Annotated in this window: 22 protein-coding genes and 1 pseudogene; 14 read left to right on the top strand and 9 right to left on the bottom strand. The window is 73.0% G+C overall.

Going from position 1 to position 18555, the window contains the following annotated elements:
* Entirely contained in the window at window positions 1-1125 is a 1125-nt protein-coding gene (locus ACIQ1J_RS02495) for a serine hydrolase domain-containing protein (RefSeq protein WP_403553805.1), read from the top strand.
* A gap of 434 nt (window positions 1126-1559) precedes the next feature.
* The gene (locus tag ACIQ1J_RS02490; protein WP_403553395.1) at window positions 1560-2624 is read left to right on the top strand and encodes a small ribosomal subunit Rsm22 family protein; all 1065 of its coding nucleotides are present in this window, start codon (window positions 1560-1562) and stop codon (window positions 2622-2624) included.
* Window positions 2625-2658: 34 nt separating this feature from the next.
* On the opposite strand, the gene ACIQ1J_RS02485 is transcribed toward ACIQ1J_RS02490, so the two are convergent.
* Window positions 2659-2868 carry a DUF6243 family protein gene (locus tag ACIQ1J_RS02485; RefSeq protein WP_403553393.1) on the bottom strand — a complete coding sequence of 70 codons (210 nt, stop codon included), beginning with the start codon at window positions 2866-2868 and terminating at the stop codon, window positions 2659-2661.
* 100 nt (window positions 2869-2968) lie between these two features.
* On the opposite strand from ACIQ1J_RS02485, the gene ACIQ1J_RS02480 reads away from it, so the two are divergent.
* Together ACIQ1J_RS02480 and ACIQ1J_RS02475 are read left to right on the top strand one after the other, a co-directional pair.
* Window positions 2969-3619, top strand: a complete 651-nt coding sequence (locus ACIQ1J_RS02480; RefSeq protein ID WP_403553391.1) for a TetR/AcrR family transcriptional regulator — start codon at window positions 2969-2971, stop codon at window positions 3617-3619.
* A gap of 106 nt (window positions 3620-3725) precedes the next feature.
* Window positions 3726-4457, top strand: a complete 732-nt coding sequence (locus ACIQ1J_RS02475; RefSeq protein ID WP_403553389.1) for a bifunctional DNA primase/polymerase — start codon at window positions 3726-3728, stop codon at window positions 4455-4457.
* A 20-nt stretch (window positions 4458-4477) separates the two neighbouring features.
* Here ACIQ1J_RS02475 and ACIQ1J_RS02470 read toward each other — a convergent pair whose 3' ends face one another.
* Window positions 4478-5479, bottom strand: a complete 1002-nt coding sequence (locus tag ACIQ1J_RS02470) for a hypothetical protein (RefSeq protein WP_403553387.1) — start codon at window positions 5477-5479, stop codon at window positions 4478-4480.
* 140 nt (window positions 5480-5619) lie between these two features.
* Between ACIQ1J_RS02470 and ACIQ1J_RS02465 the strand changes: the two genes are divergently transcribed.
* Both ACIQ1J_RS02465 and ACIQ1J_RS02460 read left to right on the top strand, forming a co-directional pair.
* Entirely contained in the window at window positions 5620-6303 is a 684-nt protein-coding gene (locus ACIQ1J_RS02465; RefSeq protein ID WP_403553385.1) for a PhzF family phenazine biosynthesis protein, read from the top strand.
* Window positions 6304-6393: 90 nt separating this feature from the next.
* Complete coding sequence (locus tag ACIQ1J_RS02460) at window positions 6394-6606, top strand: hypothetical protein (protein WP_210958736.1); 213 nt, start codon at window positions 6394-6396, stop codon at window positions 6604-6606.
* 105 nt (window positions 6607-6711) lie between these two features.
* On the opposite strand, the gene ACIQ1J_RS02455 is transcribed toward ACIQ1J_RS02460, so the two are convergent.
* Window positions 6712-7359, bottom strand: coding sequence for a heme oxygenase (biliverdin-producing) (locus tag ACIQ1J_RS02455; RefSeq protein WP_403553383.1), 648 nt, complete (start codon window positions 7357-7359; stop codon window positions 6712-6714).
* Window positions 7360-7488: 129 nt separating this feature from the next.
* On the bottom strand, window positions 7489-8346 hold the full coding sequence (gene map, locus ACIQ1J_RS02450; protein WP_121746690.1) for a type I methionyl aminopeptidase: 858 nt from the start codon (window positions 8344-8346) through the stop codon (window positions 7489-7491).
* A gap of 58 nt (window positions 8347-8404) precedes the next feature.
* Between map and ACIQ1J_RS02445 the strand changes: the two genes are divergently transcribed.
* Window positions 8405-8638: a hypothetical protein gene (locus ACIQ1J_RS02445; protein WP_403553381.1), complete on the top strand. Its 234-nt coding sequence runs from the start codon at window positions 8405-8407 to the stop codon at window positions 8636-8638.
* A gap of 63 nt (window positions 8639-8701) precedes the next feature.
* On the opposite strand, the gene ACIQ1J_RS02440 is transcribed toward ACIQ1J_RS02445, so the two are convergent.
* On the bottom strand, window positions 8702-9304 hold the full coding sequence (locus ACIQ1J_RS02440) for a hypothetical protein (RefSeq protein ID WP_310873669.1): 603 nt from the start codon (window positions 9302-9304) through the stop codon (window positions 8702-8704).
* Between the two features lie 142 nt (window positions 9305-9446).
* Here ACIQ1J_RS02440 and npdG point away from each other — a divergent pair, with 142 nt between their 5' ends.
* Together npdG and ACIQ1J_RS02430 are read left to right on the top strand one after the other, a co-directional pair.
* Window positions 9447-10154 carry an NADPH-dependent F420 reductase gene (gene npdG / locus ACIQ1J_RS02435; protein ID WP_403553379.1) on the top strand — a complete coding sequence of 236 codons (708 nt, stop codon included), beginning with the start codon at window positions 9447-9449 and terminating at the stop codon, window positions 10152-10154.
* Between the two features lie 86 nt (window positions 10155-10240).
* Window positions 10241-10432, top strand: a complete 192-nt coding sequence (locus ACIQ1J_RS02430; protein ID WP_210958746.1) for a hypothetical protein — start codon at window positions 10241-10243, stop codon at window positions 10430-10432.
* On the opposite strand, the gene ACIQ1J_RS02425 is transcribed toward ACIQ1J_RS02430, so the two are convergent.
* On the bottom strand, window positions 10422-11219 hold the full coding sequence (locus tag ACIQ1J_RS02425) for a site-2 protease family protein (protein WP_403553377.1): 798 nt from the start codon (window positions 11217-11219) through the stop codon (window positions 10422-10424). The two genes, ACIQ1J_RS02430 and ACIQ1J_RS02425, sit on opposite strands and share 11 nt — an antisense overlap.
* Before the next feature lie 192 nt (window positions 11220-11411).
* Between ACIQ1J_RS02425 and ACIQ1J_RS02420 the strand changes: the two are divergent.
* Window positions 11412-12176: pseudogene (locus ACIQ1J_RS02420) on the top strand (BTAD domain-containing putative transcriptional regulator); the annotation flags it as partial.
* Window positions 12177-12299: 123 nt separating this feature from the next.
* On the opposite strand, the gene panB reads toward ACIQ1J_RS02420, so the two are convergent.
* Window positions 12300-13175, bottom strand: a complete 876-nt coding sequence (panB, locus tag ACIQ1J_RS02415; RefSeq protein WP_403553375.1) for a 3-methyl-2-oxobutanoate hydroxymethyltransferase — start codon at window positions 13173-13175, stop codon at window positions 12300-12302.
* A 352-nt stretch (window positions 13176-13527) separates the two neighbouring features.
* Here panB and ACIQ1J_RS02410 point away from each other — a divergent pair, with 352 nt between their 5' ends.
* The 4 genes from ACIQ1J_RS02410 (at window position 13528) to ACIQ1J_RS02395 (ending at window position 17119) form a co-directional block, all read left to right on the top strand.
* Entirely contained in the window at window positions 13528-14580 is a 1053-nt protein-coding gene (locus tag ACIQ1J_RS02410) for an endonuclease/exonuclease/phosphatase family protein (RefSeq protein WP_403553373.1), read from the top strand.
* A gap of 145 nt (window positions 14581-14725) precedes the next feature.
* Window positions 14726-15952 (top strand): MFS transporter, encoded by a 1227-nt coding sequence (locus ACIQ1J_RS02405; RefSeq protein WP_403553371.1) that lies wholly within the window; start codon window positions 14726-14728, stop codon window positions 15950-15952.
* A 112-nt stretch (window positions 15953-16064) separates the two neighbouring features.
* Window positions 16065-16916 carry a helix-turn-helix domain-containing protein gene (locus ACIQ1J_RS02400; RefSeq protein WP_403553369.1) on the top strand — a complete coding sequence of 284 codons (852 nt, stop codon included), beginning with the start codon at window positions 16065-16067 and terminating at the stop codon, window positions 16914-16916.
* Entirely contained in the window at window positions 16913-17119 is a 207-nt protein-coding gene (locus tag ACIQ1J_RS02395) for a DUF397 domain-containing protein (protein WP_403553367.1), read from the top strand. The genes ACIQ1J_RS02400 and ACIQ1J_RS02395 overlap by 4 nt, the downstream gene beginning before the upstream one ends.
* A gap of 54 nt (window positions 17120-17173) precedes the next feature.
* On the opposite strand, the gene ACIQ1J_RS02390 is transcribed toward ACIQ1J_RS02395, so the two are convergent.
* Together ACIQ1J_RS02390 and ACIQ1J_RS02385 are read right to left on the bottom strand one after the other, a co-directional pair.
* A complete protein-coding gene (locus ACIQ1J_RS02390) occupies window positions 17174-17407 on the bottom strand; it encodes a hypothetical protein (protein ID WP_403553365.1) in 234 nt (77 codons plus the stop codon).
* Window positions 17408-17873: 466 nt separating this feature from the next.
* On the bottom strand, window positions 17874-18158 hold the full coding sequence (locus ACIQ1J_RS02385; RefSeq protein ID WP_403553363.1) for a WGxxGxxG family protein: 285 nt from the start codon (window positions 18156-18158) through the stop codon (window positions 17874-17876).
* Between the last annotated feature and the right edge of the window lie 397 nt (window positions 18159-18555).

The raw sequence follows: 18555 nt of genomic DNA, 5'->3' as shown, positions 1-18555 counted from the left end.
CTGCGCAACGACACCCCGGAGCGGGCCGGACTCGACCCCGGGCAGCTCAGCCGTGTCGTCGAAGAGGTGCACGACCTCACCACCGGCGAGCGGCCCTGGGCGGCGGGCGCCGTGGTGGCCGTCGGACGCGGACCCGTGCTCGCCGTCGAGGAGGCGGCGGGCTGGGCCGTGCGCTACGCGTCCTACGATCCGCGCACCGACACGGGCGTGGAACTGCCCGCGCGCTCCCGGGTGCCGATGACCGTCGGCACGCCCTTCGACCTGGCGTCCCTCACGAAGGTGTTCACGGCGGTCGCCGCCGTGCAGCAGATCGAGCGGGGCACGCTCGGCATCGACGCGAAGGTCGGGGCGTACCTGCCGGACTTCCGGGCCGCCGCCGCGCACGGCGTCACGGTGCGGCAGCTGCTCACCCACACCTCCGGGCTGCGGCCCGAACTCCCGCTGTACGACTGCGCCGACGACGAGGAACGACTGCGACGGCTGCGGGCGGAGCCGCCGGTGGGGGTGCCCGGCACGTACTGCTACTCGGACCTGAACATGCTGCTCCTCCAGCAGGTCCTGGAACGCGTCACCGGCCGTGGCCTCGACGTCCTCGTCCACGACGGGATCACCCGGCCGCTGGGCATGACGGCGACACACTTCGGGCCGTGCCCGGGGGCGGCGGCGACGGAGGACCAGCGCAGGCCGTGGGCCAAGGCGGACCGGGGGATGCTGCGGGGCGTCGTCCACGACGAGAACGCGTGGGCGCTGGGCGGGGTGGCCGGCCACGCGGGACTCTTCTCGACGGGGCGGGACCTCGCGGTCTTCTGCCGTGCGCTGCTGGCGGGCGGCTCTCACGGGCCGGCGCGGATCCTCGGGCCCGATTTCGTGGAACTGCTCCTGACCGATCCGGGGCTCGGGTTCGTCCTGGACCAGCCGTGGTTCATGGGCGGGCTGGCGGGGCGGGGGGCGGCCGGGCACACCGGGTTCACGGGCACGATGCTCGTCCTCGACCGGGCGACGGACACGTTCGCGGTCCTCCTCGCCAACACGGTCCATCCGCGCCGCCGCGCCCCGGACAACGGGCCCCGGGCGGCGCTGGGGACGCGGGTGGCGCGGGCAGTGCGGGCGGTGCGGGAGATCTGAGCGGGGTGCGGGTGCGGGCGCGATGCCTGCGGCGGCCTGTGCGGGTTCGGTGGGGGTGCGGGTCGCGCGGGCGGTGGGGGCACCTCCCGCTCATGGGGTTTCCCCCGCGCAAGCGAAGCCGGGCGTGGGGAGGAGCCGGGCGTGGGGAGGAGCCGGGCGTGGGGAGGAGCCGGGCGTGGGGAGGGGCCGGGCGTGGGGAGGAGCCGGGCGTGGGGAGGAGCCGGGCGTGGGGAGGAGCCGGGCGTGGGGAGGAGCCGGGCGTGGGGAGGAGCCGGGCGTGGGGAGGAGCCGAGCGTGGGGGAGGAGCCGAGCGTGGGGGAGGCGCCCCGCACCGCCAGGCCGCGACACCCGCCTCCGGCTCCTACCCGCGCCGGGCACCCCGCAGCGCGCCCGCACACCGCCACCCCACCCGGCCCGCCCCGTAGAATCGCCGGGTGAACGACCCCGCCACCCCCGCCGACACCCTGCGCGCCGCCCTCGCCGACCTGGTCGACGGGCTGCCGCCCCGGCAGGCCGCGCAGGCCGTTGAGCGGCTGATCGCCACCTATCGCGGGGCCACCCCGACCGACGCCCCGATCCTGCGGGACCGCGCGGACGTCGTCGCCTATGCCGCGTACCGCATGCCGGCGACCTTCGCGGCGGTGCGGTCGGCGCTGGCGGCGTTCGCGGACGCCGTGCCGGGGTGGGTGCCCGGGAGCCATGTCGACGTCGGTGGCGGGACCGGCGCGGCCACCTGGGCCGCCAGTGCCACCTGGGGCGGCGTTCGTCCGGTGACCGTGCTCGACTGGGCCGAGCCCGCGCTGGCCCTCGGCCGGGAGATCGCCGCCGCCCACCCGGCCCTGCGCGACGTACGTTGGCAGCGCTCTCGGATCGGAGCGGCGCTCACGGTCGAGAGCACTGATCTCGTCACCGTCTCCTACGTGCTGAACGAGCTGACCGGCGCCGACCGCGCCGCCCTCGTCGACGCCGCCGCCTCCGCCGCGCAGGCCGTCGTGATCGTGGAGGCCGGCACCCCGGACGGGTACGCCCGGGTCATCGAGGCCCGCGACCGGCTGCTCTCCGCCGGGTTCCGGGTCGCCGCCCCCTGCCCGCACAGCGCCGCCTGCCCCATCGTCCCCGGCACGGACTGGTGCCACTTCGCGGCGCGGGTCAGCCGTTCCTCCCTGCACCGCCAGGTCAAGGGCGGCTCCCTCGCCTACGAGGACGAGAAGTTCAGCTATGTCGCCGCCACCCGGTTCCCGGTCGACCCCGCCCCCTCCCGGGTGATCCGGCGTCCGCAGATCCGCAAGGGGCAGGTACTGCTCGACCTGTGCGAGCCCGACGAGCAGCTTCGCCGCCGGACGGTCACCAAGCGCCACGGCGACCTGTACAAGGCCGCCCGCGACGCGGACTGGGGGGACGTCTGGCCCCCGCCGGAGCCGGAGCCGGAGCCGGAGCCGGAGCCGGAGCCGGAGCCGGAGCCGGAGCCGGAGCCGGAGACCGATCCGCCTGCGCGGTAGCGGCGTTCGTCCCGCTCGCGGCGCGTCGTCCCGCTCACGACGCCTCGTCGCTCGCGGGCTCGCCTTCCGGTGTCTGCCGCCGCTGCCGTTCCTGGAGCTTGCGCAGCAGTTCCCGTTTCCGGCTCCGCGGGTCCGGTCCGCCGCCGATCCGGCCGTTGCGGTCGCTGCCGCGCAGGGCGTTGCGGCCGAGCTTCCGGCGCGTGCCGCCGACGCCCAGCATGTCTCCGGTTCCCCCTCGGGTCATGGCGTTTCCCTCCCGGTAATACGAGACGTTGCGTCTCGTCGCTTGTCGAAGTCCACTCTCGGCGAGACGTACCGTCTTGTCAACCTGGTAAATTCGGGCCATGGCCGCTCAGAAACCAGCCCACGCCCCGACTCCCGCGCCCGACAGGCCGCACCCCGACGCCACCCGTCGCAGTCAACGGTCCCGCCAGGCCATCTACGACGCCGCTCTCGCCCTCGTCGCCGAGGTCGGCTACCCCAAGACCACCATCGAGGGCATCGCCGCCCGCGCCGGTGTCGGCAAGCAGACGATCTACCGCTGGTGGACCGCGAAGGCCGACGTACTGCTGGAGGCCTTCCTCGACCTGGGCGAGCGGGCCGTGCAGGCCGCCGGCGAGGAGGCGTACGCCATCCCGGACACCGGTGACCTCGCCGCCGATCTCAAGGCCGTGCTGCGTGCCACCGTCGACGAACTGCGCGATCCGAAGTTCGAGGCCCCCTACCGCGCCCTGGCCGCGGAGGGCGTCGTCAACGAACAGCTCGGCCGGGAGTTCGTCACCAGGCTCCTGGAGCCGTCGCTCCAGCTCCACGCCGACCGGCTGCGCGCCGCCCAGGGCGCCGGTCACGTGCGACCGGACATCGACCCGCGCATCGGACTGGAACTCTTCGTCTCCCCGCTCGCCCAGCGCTGGCTGCAGCACACCGGGCCCATCTCCCACGCCTACACCGACACGCTCGTCGACTACGCGCTCCACGGACTCGCTCCGCGATGACCAAAGAAGCCTGACCAGGGGAGTTTGTCCCTTCCCGACCCCGAAGCGCCGAATGGTGCGACCATAGGGCATGCTGGTGCGCACGACGGCGAGGCGAAGGGGATAGATGAGCGCGGAGTTCGGCGGTCGGAGCGGCCTGCAGGGCAAAATCTCCCAGTGGCTGCGCGGACGCCGCCCCAAGGAAGCCACCGGTGACGGTGGCCGGGAAGACCTGCTGCTCGCCGCCGCCGATGCGGGACTGCCCCTGGCGCCCGCCGCGCACCCGGCCGGATACCGCTGCTCGTGCGACCGCGTCGGCTGTCCCACCCCCGCCCGGCACCCCGTGTCGTTCGCCTGGCAGACCCAGTCCACCACCGACCGCGCGCAGATCGAGCGCTGGGCCCGCCACCAGCCCGAGGCCAACTTCATCACCGCGACCGGCATGGTGCACGACGTCCTCGACGTCCCCCTCCAGGCCGGTCGCGAGGCGCTCCGGCGCCTGCTCGACGCCGGTATCGAGGTCGGCCCGGTCGCCGAGAGCGACGACGGCCGCATGCTGCTGTTCACCCTCACCCGGGGCACCCCCGAGGAGGAGGACGAGTGGTGGCCCTGCGAGCTGGACTGTCACCCCGAGACGATGGACGAGCATCCGGGCCTGCGCTGGCACTGCCGCGGCTCCTACGTCCTCGTGCCGCCCGCCCGCCTGCCCGGCGAGGACCGGACGGTGCACTGGGTACGCGGCCCGGAGCATCCGCTGCCGGACCCGTTGACCCTGCTGGAGATCCTCACCGACGCCTGTGCCCGGCACATCGGCGAGGAGAGCGACCACGCGGGCACGGCCTGGCCCTCGCGCCGCTGAGCGAGCACGGCCACCTGCCGCTACTCGCCCTTCGCCGACGTGAGACCCTGGACCCGCCCCAGGACCGACACCTCTCCGTCCCCCGCGCCCCGCGCCGGGTCGAGCGCGATCCCGTTGGAGACGAACTCCATCGTCAGCGACTGCTTGATCTCGCCGTCCGTCAGCGCCAGTACGTCCTTGCTCGGCGTCGGCACCGACGAGCCTTGCGCCGAGGTCTGTTTCTCGAAGTGCCGCGTGGTGAAGAACACCAGCGCCCCGCCGTCCTCCGTGCGCAGCGCCAGCGGCGCGTAGTCGCCGTTCGTCAGCGGCTCGTCGATGTACTGCGTGACCAGGCCGGGACGGATCGACCGCTTCTTCCGCAACTCCCGCCAGGAACTGGTGTGGGCGCCGTCCGCGAAGGTCTTCCCGCCGTCCTTCAGGTACGTCGTGTAGTCCTTGCTCAGGTCGGCCGGCGGAACGGCCAGGTCGGTGGAGTCCGCGGGGACGGCCTCGGCCCAGCCGTCCCGGTCGGTCGTGAACTCGGGCACCTTGTCGGGCGCGACCAGCGTCAGGTACGCCGTCTGCCAGGTCTCCTCCAGGCCGTCGCGGGTGAAGACCAGCAGCCAGCGGGCGTCGCCGCCCTTGTTGGCCTTGGTGTCCGCGACGAACCAGCGAGGCCAGCCCGCCTTCTTCGGGATCGTGAACTTCGCGTCCGTCAGCTTCAGCGGAGTGTGCGACGGGTTGCCGTCCGGGTTGTTGGCCCGGCCCGCCTCCAGCCGCGCCGAGTCGATGGCGCCGAGGGCGCCGGTGGTGTGTTCGGCGTCCAGGGAGGGGTCGTACGCCTTGTCGGCCGCGTTGTAGGCGGAGGTGAACTGCTGGAGCGCCTTCGCGGCCTCGGCCCGCGTGGTCGACGGGAGCACCTCGCGCTCGCCGTGCACCACCACGCATCCGCTCGCCGTCAACGACAAAGCGGTCGCCGAGGCGGCTATCAGCGCGCTCCGGTCAAGCCTGCGGGGCCAACGAGGGCCGCGATCCCTGGTCATGAGGTTCCTTCACCTTCCCCTTCCCGGAGGCGAACCCTACCGGGGCGGGGGCCTGTCCGGCGGATCAGGTCGCAGGAAGGCGGCGGCGCCTGGTCAGCGCAGGTGAGCGGGGGGCCGGCGAGCGGTGCTTGAATGCTCCGGTGACCGACTACGACGTACTGCGCGTCTTCTGCGCGCCGAACGGCGGATACGGCAAGGAGCTCGGCGTCGTCCGGGACGGCTCCGTACTGCCGGGCCCCGCCGAGCGGCAGGAACTCGCCGCGAAGCTGGGCTTCAGCGAGACCGTCTTCGTCGACGATCCCGAGCGCGGCGTCGTCGACATCTACACGCCCACCCTGCGCCTGCCGTTCGCCGGCCACCCCTGCGTCGGCACGGCCTGGCTGCTCGACGTGCCCGAACTCGTCACCCCGGCCGGGGTGACGGGCACCCGCCTGGACGGCGAGTTCAGCTGGATCGAGGCCCGCCCCGAGTGGGCCCCGCCGCGCACCCTGCGGCAGTACGCCACCGCCGCCGAGGTCGACGACCTGCCGGTGCCGCCACTGGGCGAGCGAAGCGAGATGGGGGTCCCCCCGGACGAAGTCCGGGGGAGGATCTACGTCTGGGCCTGGGAGGACGAGCCGGCGGGGCGCGTCCGGGCGCGTGCCTTCCCGGGGCGCGGTGACGGTATCGACGAGGACGAGGCGACGGGCGCCGCGGCGCTGCTGCTGACCGAGCGGCTGGGCCGGGCGCTCAACATCACCCAGGGGGCCGGCTCGCAGATCCTGACGGCGCCGCAGCCCGAAGGGTGGATCGAGATCGGCGGACGGGTACGCCTGGACCGGTGACGGGTGCACCCGTACGGGTGGAACCGCGTGTGCGGGCGAGCGCGAGGGGTTACCTCTCGCCTGACCGTTCCCTCACGTGAGAGGCACTCCATGCGCATCCGCTCCGCCCTCGCCACCGTCCTGCTGACCGCCGCCATGACGGCCGGCGGCGCCGCGACCGCCACCGCCTTCGACGGCCCGCTGCACGGTGACGAGGACGCCACCTGCAGCCCGTACTTCGGGGCCATCACCACGCCCAGCACCGGTGACCTGTACTTCGGCGGCATCAACTGCCGCAGCGACGACTACGACATCGACAACTGAGGCCGGCGGGCCGTTCGCTCCGGTCCCCCTCGGCCACGGCGGCCGAGGGGGACCGGTGCGTCCACGACCGTCCGTCCGGACCGGGCCGCTCATCACGAACGCCGCTCAGGCCGACAGCGGGAACTCCTCGCCCAGCCCCCGGAAGACCGCCGTGTTCAGGGCGAAGGCCCGCCTGCACTCGGCGACGACCCGCTGCTTCGCCAGGTCGTCCGCGTGGATGCCGTCCAGCAGTTCGCGGTACTCGCGCTTGAACGCGGCCGGGTTGGTGATCTCCTCGAAGACGTAGAAGCGGACCCCGTCGCCCTTCCTGGCGAAGCCCCACGTCCGCTCCGCCCTGTCGCGGATGATCTGCCCGCCGGACAGGTCGCCGAGGTAGCGCGTGTAGTGGTGGGCGACGTACCCGGCCGGCCAGCGCTCGGCGCACTCGCGCACCCGGGCCGCGTACTCCTCGGTCGCGGGCAGGGCGGTCAGCCCCGTGCGCCAGCCCGGACCGCGCAGGTGCGCCAGGTCCCGCTCCAGCGAGGCCAGCCGCATCAGCTCAGGCCGGACGAACGGCCCGGCCACCGGGTCCGACGCCAGCCGCCCGGCCCCGCCCTCCAAGGCCTCGTAGACGAACCACAGCTGCTCGGTGTAGCGCGCGTACGCGTCGACGCCGAGTCGGCCGCCGAGCAGGTCGCTCATGAAGGTGGAGGTCTCCGCCTCCACGTGCTGCTCGTGGGAGGCCGTGCGGATGAGGGTCGAGAAGGAGTCCATGGGGCCGATCTTCTATAGTTAGGCTTACCTAAGTCAATAGTCTTTCCGACGTCCTGTCGGTAAAAAGCGTACCCGGACACGAAACGGCCCGCCCTCCGGGGAGAGCGGGCCGTGAAGGGCGTGGTGGGGCTACGGAAGGGTCAGGATCTCGGCCCCGGAATCGGTCACCACGAGCGTGTGCTCGAACTGCGCCGTCCGCCTGCGGTCCTTTGTCACGACCGTCCAGCCGTCGTCCCACATGTCGTACTCGTGCGTGCCGAGCGTCAGCATCGGCTCGATCGTGAAGGTCATCCCGGGCTGGATGACGGTGGTGGCGTGCGGGCTGTCGTAGTGCGGGACGATGAGCCCCGAGTGGAACGACGAGTTGATCCCGTGGCCGGTGAAGTCCCGCACCACCCCGTACCCGAACCGCTTCGCGTACGACTCGATGACCCGGCCGATGATGTTGATCTGCCGGCCCGGCCTGACCGCCTTGATCGCGCGGGCGAGGGACTCGCGGGTCCGCTCGACCAGCAGCCGGCTCTCCTCGTCCACGTCGCCGACCAGGTAGGTCGCGTTGTTGTCGCCGTGCACGCCGCCGATGTACGCCGTCACGTCGAGGTTGACGATGTCACCGTCGCGCAGCACCGTGGAGTCGGGGATGCCGTGGCAGATGACCTCGTTGACCGAGCTGCACAGGGACTTGGGGAAACCGCGGTAGCCCAGCGTCGAGGGGTAGGCGCCGTGGTCGCACATGTACTCGTGCGCCACCCGGTCCAGCTCGTCCGTCGTCACGCCGGGCGCGATCAGCTTCGCGGCCTCCTCCATGGCCCGCGCCGCGATCCGCCCGGCCACGCGCATCGCCTCGATCGTCTCGGGCGTCTGCACCTCCGGCCCGGTGTACGGCGTCGGCGCGGGTTTGCCCACGTATTCGGGCCGGCGGATGTTTCCGGGTACGGAACGGGTGGGAGACAGCTCCCCTGGTACGAGCAGCGACTGGCCAGACATGTCAGTGAGTCTAACCAGCGGGCATAAGAGAGCATGTCCCTGGCGAAAGGAGCCGGTCATGGCCCTGTTCAAGAAGCGCACGGTCGGAAAACCGGGCGAGTGGTACTACTGCCTGGAGCACCAGAAGGTCGAGGAGGGCCCGGACTGCCCGGGAAAGGACCGCTTCGGACCGTACGCCTCCCGCACGGAGGCCGAGCACGCGATGCAGACCGCCCGCGAGCGCAACCTCGAGTGGGAGAACGACCCCAAGTGGCACGGCCCCTCCGCCGCGGGCCGAGCGGAAGAGGACTGACGGGCCATCGCGCCACGGTCACCGCGGCGGTAGCTGCCCTGCGCGCGGACGCGGGGGCGGGGACTACCAGCCGGAGGGCGGCGGGGCCGTCAGGTGGTCGGCCAGCCGGGACAGGCGGTCCCTGAAGCGGCGGCGGCCCCGGGGCGGCGGCACCGCGTTCTCCCCGGCCGCCGCGCTGACCAGGTGCTGCACCGTGTCCAGGTCCAGCTCGGCGCCGTCCGGCACGGTCAGCGTCTCGTGCGCCATCGCCGTCAGCTCCCGCTCGCCGGTGCCCAGCGCAAGGACCGTCGCGCCGGCCCGGCGGGCGTCGTGCACCCGTTCCAGCAGCGGGGCGCCGGGGTCGTCGGGCGTCACCACGAGCAGCGTCTCCCCGCGCCGGGCCGCCGCCAGCCGACCCGGACCCACCGCCAGATGCGCCGGGTCCGAAGGACGCGCGTCGTGCCGTACGAGCGTGGGAGCCAGCTCCGGCGTCCCCGACCAGGCCGCCTCGTCCACCAGGTGCGCCGCCAGATGCCAGGGCTCGTACTCGGCGGTACCCACGAGCAGCAGCCCGCCCCCGTGCGGGACCACGGAGCCCCGCAGCGCCCCCGCGAACCTCCGGGTGGCGCCAAGCCACTCGGTACCGGCTAGCACTTCCCGCAGCAGCGCGACCCGTACGGCGTCCATGGGCCCGCATCCTGCCGCAACCCGGCCCGCGCGGCCCGGGATTCGCCCCGGATTCGCCCGACCCGGGGACGGCCGGGGAACGCCTCGGCGCTGGGCGGGACCTGATCCCGTCCGGCGGTCGGGACGGACGTAGGGTCGGCCCATGACCTCTACCGACAGTGCTGCACAGAAGGCCCCCGCCAAGGACCCCTGGGACCTGCCCGACGTCTCCGGGCTGGTCGTCGGCGTGCTCGGCGGCACCGGACCCCAGGGCAAGGGCCTCGCGTACCGCCTCGCCAAGGCAGGCCAGCAGGTGATCGTCGGCTCGCGCGCCGCCGAGCGCGCCGAGGCCGCCGCCGAGGAGATCGGGCACGGCGTCGAGGGCGCCGACAACGCCGAGACCGCCCGCCGCAGCGACGTCGTGATCGTCGCCGTGCCGTGGGACGGCCACGGCAAGACCCTCGAATCCCTGCGCGAGGAACTGTCCGGCAAGCTCGTCGTCGACTGCGTCAACCCGCTCGGCTTCGACAAGCAGGGCGCCTACGCGCTCAAGCCCGAGGAGGGCAGCGCCGCCGAGCAGGCCGCCGCCCTGCTCCCGGACAGCCGGGTCACGGCCGCCTTCCACCACCTGTCCGCCGTCCTCCTCCAGGACCCGGAGATCGACGAGATCGACACCGACGTCATGGTGCTGGGCGAGGCCCGCGCCGACGTGGAGATCGTCCAGGCCCTCGCCGGGCGCATCCCCGGCATGCGCGGCGTCTTCGCCGGGCGGCTGCGAGGCGCCCACCAGGTCGAGTCGCTGGTCGCCAACCTGATCTCCGTCAACCGCCGCTACAAGGCACACGCCGGGCTCCGCGTCACCGACGTGTGAGGCGATGGGGGACACTGGTGGGTGCAAGCCAGACCGCGACACGGCACCCGAAGTGCCCGCCGTGTCCCCCGACAGGAGTCCGCACCATGCCCCGCCTCGCCCTCTACGCCCTGGCCGTCTGCGTGCTCGCCGTGGCCGCCGCCGTCGTCTCCTTCGTGCGGGGCAGCGTGCTGATCGGCGTCGTGTGGGTGCTGCTGTCGGGGCTGTCGTCCAACATGTGCTGGTACTACGTCAAGCGCGGCAGGGACGCCCGCCGCTCCACGTCGGTCACGGGCTGACCGAGCAGAGCTGGTCCGTCTGCCAGAAGCGGTACAGCTCGAAGCCGCAGTACGTGTCGAGCTCGCCGATGCCGAGGCCGCGCAGGAGCGCGTCGACCGCGTCGAAGAACACGCCGTTGACGGCCGGGATCCACAGCAGCGCGAACACGATCAGCAGCCCGAACGGCGCGAGCGGCTCCACCTGCCGCCGCACGTTGTACGACAGCCACGGCTCGATCACCCCGTAGCCGTCCAGGCCGGGCACCGGCAGGAAGTTCAGGATCGCCGCCGTGACCTGGAGCAGCGCGAGGAAGGCCAGTGCGATCCGGAAGTCGCGCGGCACGCCGTCCAGCGCGTCCAGCCAGAACGGGGCCGTGCACACCACGGCGAACAGGACGTTCGTCAGCGGGCCCGCGGCCGAGATCAGGCTGTGCCGCCAGCGTCCCCGGATCCGCCCGCGCTCGATGAAGACGGCACCGCCCGGCAGGCCGATCCCGCCCATGATCACGAACAGCACCGGCAGCACGATGCTCAGCAGCGCGTGCGTGTACTTGACCGGGTTCAGCGTGAGATAGCCCTTCGCGCCGACCGAGATGTCGCCGCTGTGCAGCGCGGTGCGGGCGTGCGCGTACTCGTGCAGGCACAGCGACACGACCCACGCGGCCGTCACGAACAGGAACACGGCCAGGCCCGGCTGCTCGGCGAACCCGGTCCAGGCGGCCCAGCCCGTGACCGCGGCGACGGCGACGATCCCTAGGAACACCGGACTGATCCGCCGGTCACTGGGGCGGGCGGTGGCGGTGCTCATGGGGCTCCCTGGGCTTTCGGGCGTGCGGCGGGACCTGCGGGGACTGCCCGACCGTACCGGGCGCCCCGGGGAAACGTCTCGCGGGTGGCGGGAGGTTCCAGGGAAGGCGGGGCCGCGTTGCGGGGGCTTTGACCCCGGCCCGCGCGCCGCGCCGTCAAAACCCCGTGACCGGCTCCGACGACAGCGGGGACAATGGGCCCTGTGCGCTATCGCATCCTCGGCACCACCCAGGTACTCCGCCCCGACGGCACGGCCGTCCCGCTCGGCGGGGCGCGGCTGCGCGCGCTGCTGACCGTGCTCGCCATCAGGCCCGGCCGCACCGTGCCCGCGGGCCTGCTGGTGCAGGAGGTGTGGGACGGCGCCCCGCCCGCCGACGCGCCGGGTGCCCTGCAGGCCCTGGTCGGGCGGCTGCGCCGGACGCTCGGCGCGGGCGCCGTCGCCTCGGCCGACGGCGGTTACCGGCTCGCCGCCGCCCCCGACGACGTCGACCTGCACCGCTTCGACCGGCTGGCCGGCGAGGGCACCCGCGCCCTGGCCGACGGCGATCCCGGCAAGGCGGCGGTCCTCCTCGACGACGCCCTCGCCCTGTGGCACGGCCCCGCACTCGCCGACCTGCCCGACCGCACCGCCGAGGCGGCCCGCTGGGAGATGCGGCACCTGGACGTCCTGCGCGCCCGCCACACCGCCGCCCTCGACCTCGGACAGGCCGAGCACTCCCTGCCCGAGCTGACCGCGCTGTGCGACGGCCGCCCCCTGGACGAACCCCTCCAGGCCCTGCGACTGCGCGCCCTGCGCGACACCGGCCGCACCGCCGAGGCGCTGGCCGCCTACGACGCCGTACGCCGGCTGCTCGCGGACCGGCTCGGCACCGACCCGGGACCCGAACTACGGGCGCTGCACGGGGAACTGCTCAATCCCGCGACGCCCGCGACGCCCGCGACGCCCGCGACGCCGGCGAGCACCGCAACCGTCGATTGAGGAACCACGACGGCGAGCAACCAGCTCCGCGAGAGCGGCGCCGGTTCGGGCGCAGGAAGGTGGGGGCGAAGCCCCCCGGGGCCGGTGTCGTACCGCGGTGGCTCAGTGGACGGAGTGCTCCTCCTGCGGGAACGTTCCGCCGACGACGTCCTCGGCGAACGCCTTCGCCGCGCCGCCGATGACCTGGCGCAGGTCGGCGTACTGCTTGACGAACTTCGGCATCCGGCCGCCGGTCAGCCCGAGCATGTCGGTCCACACCAGCACCTGCGCGTCCGTCTGCGGACCCGCGCCGATACCGACCGTCGGGATGTGCAGCGTCCGCGTCACCTCGGCGGCCAGCTCGGCCGGCACCAGCTCCAGGACGACCGCGAAGGCGCCCGCGTCCTGCACCGCCTTGGCGTCGCGCAGCAGCTGCTGGGCCGCCTCCTCGCCCCGGCCCTGCACGCGGTAGCCCATGGCGTTGACGGACTGCGGGGTGAGGCCGATGTGCGCCATCACGGGGATGCCGGACTCGACGAGCAGCCGGATCTGCTCGTGCGACCGCTCACCGCCCTCCAGCTTGACCGCCCCGACCCCCGCCTCCTTCACCAGCCGGGTCGCCGAGCGCAGCGCCTGCACCGGGCCCTCCTGGTAGGAACCGAAGGGCAGGTCGCCGACGATCAGGGCGCGGCTGGTGCCCCGGACGACCGCGGCCGAGAGCATCGTCATCTCGTCCAGCGTGACGGGCACGGTCGTGTCGTAGCCGAGGTGGCAGTTGCCCGCGGAGTCGCCGACGAGCATGACCGGGATGCCGGCCTCGTCGAAGACGGACGCGGTCATCGCGTCGTAGGCGGTGAGCATGGGCCACTTCTCGCCGCGCTCCTTGGCGGCGGCGATGTCCCGGACGGTGATGCGACGGTTGCTCTTGCCCCCGTACAGCGCCTTGCTCCCGTCGGAGGGCTGGCGCTGAGGCGTCGGGGCAGCCGAAAGCTGCGTCATGGCAACGGCTCCTTCATGTCATCTCGAGGCACCCTGACGGTGTCCCCGGATCCCCTCCATGGTGGCACCTCGTGCGTCCCGGCGGCTAGGGGGTGTCGTCCGGAGGGGGCCGGCTCCGGGTGCCGGTGGCTTGCGGCTGACCCGGGCGGGGTCTGGTGCGTGGGAGGGGGCGAATGTGCTCGTTGTGTCACAGAGCGGCCCGTGCCGGCGTTGTTCGGAACTCCGGACGCCGACTCGTACGTCCTCGTGCCAGTACGGCCGTCACGGGACGGCGGGTTCGGAACCGATCATCCCCTAGGGTGCTGAGTCACAGGGGGCGACGGTGTTGCACGGCAGGTTGTGAGGCGACGGTATGGCGCAGCAGGCGTACATGACGGAGACGGACGGCGGCGGCTCGGGGCCCGAGCGCCGGGAGCCCCGGATTCGGCGCCTGTTCGACCGGGCGGTCACCGGCTGGCGCGGCGACCCGCGGATCTGGCGCCGGGGTCTGGTCACCGCCGCGGTGGCCGTCGTCCTGGCCGTCGTCATGGCGGGCCACTCGCGCATCCCGAACGCCATCGGCAACCTCGGCAGCCTCACGGAGACCTTCCTGCCGTGGTTCGGCCTGCTGGTCCCGGTGCTCCTGGTGATCGCCCTGGCCCGCAAGTCGGCGACGGCGCTGATCGCGCTCCTGCTGCCGGTTTTCGTGTGGTTCAACCTCTTCGGCGGCCTGCTCTTCGACAAGACCGGCTCCGGCGGCGACCTCACGGTGGCCACGCACAACGTCAACGCCGACAACGCCGACCCGGCCGGTACCGCCCGCGCCGTGGCCGCCGCCGGCGCGGACGTGATGGCCCTGGAGGAACTGAAGGCGTCCGCCGTACCGACGTACGAGAAGGCGCTCGCGGCGAAGTACCCCCATCACGCGGTCGTCGGCACCGTCGGGCTGTGGAGCAAGTACCCGCTCGGCGGCGTCAAGGCGGTCGACATCCAGCTGGGCTGGAAGCGGGCGATGCGCGCCACCGTCGCCACCCCGTCCGGGCCGGTCGCGGTGTACGTCGCCCACCTGCCCTCCGTACGGGTGAAGCTGGAGGCCGGTTTCACCGCCCGGCAGCGGGACAAGAGCGCCGAGGCCCTCGGAGAGGCCATCGCCGACGAGAAGCTGCCCCGCAAGATCCTGCTCGGCGACCTCAACGGCACCATGAACGACCGCGCGCTCACCGCGATCACCTCCCAGATGCGCTCCCCGCAGGGCGCCGTGGGCGACGGCTTCGGCTTCAGCTGGCCGGCGTCCTTCCCGATGGCCCGCATCGACCAGATCCTGGTGAGCGGTGTGGAACCGACGACCAGCTGGACCCTCCCGGCGACCGGCAGCGACCACCTCCCGATCGCCGCGCGTGTGAGGGTCGACACAACGGCGTCCTGAAAGTCCCTGGTCAGCCCCGTATGGGCGGCTGCCGGAAACCCACGCGTCACCTCACGGAATACTCGGCCTGAGAGGCTTTGTTCCGTACGGGAACATAGCGAAGAAGTCCCGTACGCACCTCCGCTCTCGAAAGGCGAGACCCTTCATGCCCCTGGCCCTGCTCGCCCTTGCCGTGGGCGCCTTCGGCATCGGTACCACCGAGTTCGTGATGATGGGCCTGCTGCCCGAAGTCGCGGACGACCTGCACATCTCGATCCCCGCCGCGGGCCACCTGGTCTCGGCCTACGCGCTCGGCGTCGTCATCGGGGCACCGCTGCTCGCCGCGGCGACCGCGCGGATGTCCCGCCGCGCGGTTCTCATCGCCCTGATGGCGTTGTTCGTGCTCGGAAACGCGCTGTCGGCGTTCGCCCCCGGCGAGGTCTCCCTCCTCGCCGCCCGCTTCGTCAGCGGCCTGCCGCACGGCGCCTTCTTCGGCGTCGGCGCGGTGGTCGCCACCGGCATGGTCGCGCCGGAACGCAGGGCCCGCTCCGTCTCCCTGATGTTCCTGGGCCTGACCGTCGCCAACATCGTCGGCGTGCCCGCCGCCACCGCCATGGGCCAGCAGCTCGGCTGGCGGGCGACCTTCCTCGGCGTGAGCGCGATCGGCGTCGCGGCGATAGCGGCGCTCGTCGCCCTGATCCCCCGCGACCACGCCCCCGCCCCCGCCACCGGCCTGCGCGGCGAACTGGCCGCCCTGCGCTCCGTCCCCGTCTGGCTGGCGCTCGGCACGACCGTCGCGGGCTTCGGCGCGCTCTTCTCCGCGTACAGCTACATCACCCCGATGCTCACGGACGCCGCCGGATTCGCCGAGGCGAGCGTGACGCTGCTGCTGGCCCTCTTCGGAGTCGGCGCCACCGCGGGCAACCTGCTGGGCGGCCGCCTGGCCGACCACTCCCTGCGGGGCACCCTCTTCGGCGGCCTCGCCTCGCTGGTCGTGGTCCTCGCCCTCTTCCCGCTCCTGATGCGCACGGAGGTCAGCGCCGCCGCAGCGGTGGCCCTGCTCGGCATGGCCGCCTTCGTCACCGGCTCCCCGCTCCAGCTGATGGTCATGGAGAAGGCCGCCGCGGCCCCCTCCCTGGCCTCCTCGGCCAACCAGGCCGCCTTCAACCTCGCCAACGCCGGCGGCGCCTGGATCGGCGGCCTCGCCCTCGCGGCGGGCTTCGGCGCCACGTCCCCGGCGACGGCGGGCGCGGGGCTGGCGGTCCTCGGCCTGGGCGTCGCGGGCGCGGCCTACGCCGTGGACCGGCGGCGAGCCGCCGCCGCTCCGGTCACCGGGCGGGAACGTGTGGTCGCCGGGCACGTGCCGGAGACCGTGGAGACGGCGCGCCGCTGAGGACCGCGCCCCCACGACGGGGTGACGGGGGCCGCATCCCGCCACCGTGGCGTCGGCCGTCCGTCTACCGTGACGCACGTCACGATGCGACGCGTACGGCGGAGGGGTGCGGATGTCGGTGAACGGCGAGGCGGACGAGCCGGGTTGGGAGGTCGACCCGGACGACGAGTGGGGCGTGGCCGTCCTCACCACCGTGGGGCGGCAGCTGAAGCTGCGCCGCGAGGCGGTGGGGATGCGGGCGGGCGACTTCGGCGTGGCCGCCGGATACGGGGAGGACCTCGTCTACAAGGTCGAGGGCGGGAAGCGGATCCCCCGGCGGGAGTACCTGGAGAAGGCGGACCAGGTGCTGCGGGCGGGTGGTCTCATCGCCGCGGCCTGGGAGGACGTGAAGAAGGTCCGGTACCCCAAGCAGGTGCGGGATCTGGCAAAGATGGAGTCCCGGGCGGTCGAATCGCTCTCGTACGGCAGTTACAGCCTGCACGGGCTTCTCCAGACCGAGGAGTACGCGCGCGCACTGCTCGGCAGGCGACGGCCGGCCCTCACCGAGGACGAGGTGGCGAACGCCGTCGCCGCGCGTATGGGCCGCAAGTCGATGTTCGAACGGGCCCCGGCCCCGGAACTCAGCTTCGTCCAGGAGGAGGCGACCCTCAGACGCCCTGTCGGAGGCATGATGGTTCTGCGTCGGCAGCTCGAACACCTGCTGGAGGTCGGGCGATTGCGGCACGTGGAGATCCAGGTGATGCCGACGTCTCGCGGTGACCATCCGGGAGGTGGGCGGATGCAGGTGCTCAAGTTCGAGGACGGCACGGCGGTCGGCCGGGCCGACGACGAGTTCGGCGGCCGGCCCGTCACCGACCCCCGGCAGCTGCGCATCCTCGAACTGCGCTATGGCAGTATCCGGGCCGAGGCACTGTCCGCCCGGGAGTCAGTGGCCTTCATCGAACAACTGCTGGGGGAGACATGAGCCGTAAGGACGCATCCGGAGACCTCGCCGACCTGGCCTGGTTCAAGAGCAGCTACAGCGACACCAGCAACCCGAGCGACTGCGTCGAGGTCGCGATAACCCCCGCCACCATCCACGTCCGCGACTCCAAGCACCCCGACGGCCCCCGCCTGGCCATGGCGCCGGCCATGTGGGCCGCGTTCGTGGCGGGCACCGGCAAGTGATGAGCCCCGGACGCAATGGTCCGGGGCTCATCACGCGCGCGTCAGCCGTGCGGCTCAGGCCATGGTCGTGTGCGCGTGGCCCTGCGCCGTGGCGCCGCTGAGCGACGCGGAGCCGCCGAGACCGGCACCGAGGGCGAACGGTCCGGCCTCCGCGTAGAGACCGGCGCCGACCGAGCCACCGGCCGTTATGACGGCCGCGCCGGCGTCGACACCGATGTGGCCGCCGGACACCTGGTCCAGGTCCGCGTCGGAGATTTCGGCCGTTTCGATCTGGGGCACGAGGTTCATGGTGAGCCTCCCTTTCGTGGGGACGAGTGCGAGGGGGACGGCAGGCCGGTCGAGTGTCGGAGTGGGGGATCCGGAGCGGTCACCGGCGTGCCGGGACCCGATCAAAGCACGCTGGTGAACGGCCCCGCCACGGGCGGGCCGTTCACGGGGCTGTCCGGTGGGCGGGCTGTTTCACCATGTGCGGATTCGGTCGGGAAAAGAGCCCGCTGCCTTCACGTTTTCCGCCGGTAGCAGGCCCTTTCCGGGCCGGGACACGCGCAGTCGGCCCCGTCCGCCGCCGTCATGCCCTTCTTCTGCGACGGTGCGATGAACGGTGTGCAGGTCCGAGGGAGTTCCCGGACCGGTATGGAAGCCGTTGTCAGGCCCGGCGGAGTAACACCGCGGAGAAGGCGACAGGCGTACCGCCGCCACCAGAACCCCTCGGTGGCGGCGGTACGCCTCGGCCTTGTCGGACAGGGCGTATCACTCAGATACGGTCTTCCGGGTGCGCGCCGCCGGTCCCCGTGCCGCGACGGGGTGCCGTGTCGTGTGTCTTGCCGCGACGGGGAATGAGCCCGAGCAGACCCAGAAGACCGGCGAGCCCCCACAGGCCCCATCCGCCGTCGCTGTCGTCCTTGCTGTCATCGTCCTGCGCCTGGTTCTGGGCGGCCTGCACGGTGGTTGCCTGGGTCGCCACCGGCGTCTGTGCTTCCGCCGTGACCGCAGCCGGCCCTGCGAGAAGGGCGGCGGTCAGAAGAGCACCGATAGTCATGCGACGCATAGTTCCTCCTGAAACGACCCCGGACGGGGTCCTGTGCCCATATCGCGTGATTCCGCGGAGTCGTGCAACTCGGGCAGGCCGGGGACAGCTCATCAGGCAGCGCGTTCGAGCCTGGCTTTACGGGGGCTGCGGCCTGCGGGGCGATCGGCTGATCGGGTGACTCCCGACCACTTCGACGCTCGGCCTGCTCACGGGGAGACGTGAGGGACGTGGCAGCTCAGGCCTGCCCGAAGGGCCCTGGTGAGTGCGTCCGGGTGGCAGCTCCGACGTACGGCCCGGAGACGGCCCGGAGACGGCCCGGAGACGGCCCGGAGACGGCCCGGAGACGGCCCGGGACCAGTGGGACGCCAGGAGGCCGGCGATCCGTGACCGCCGGCCCGTCCGCCGG

Source organism: Streptomyces sp. NPDC097107 (genome assembly GCF_044762405.1).
Classification (GTDB): Bacteria; Actinomycetota; Actinomycetes; order Streptomycetales; family Streptomycetaceae; genus Streptomyces; species Streptomyces thinghirensis.
This window is presented reverse-complemented; position numbering and strand designations above follow the sequence as displayed.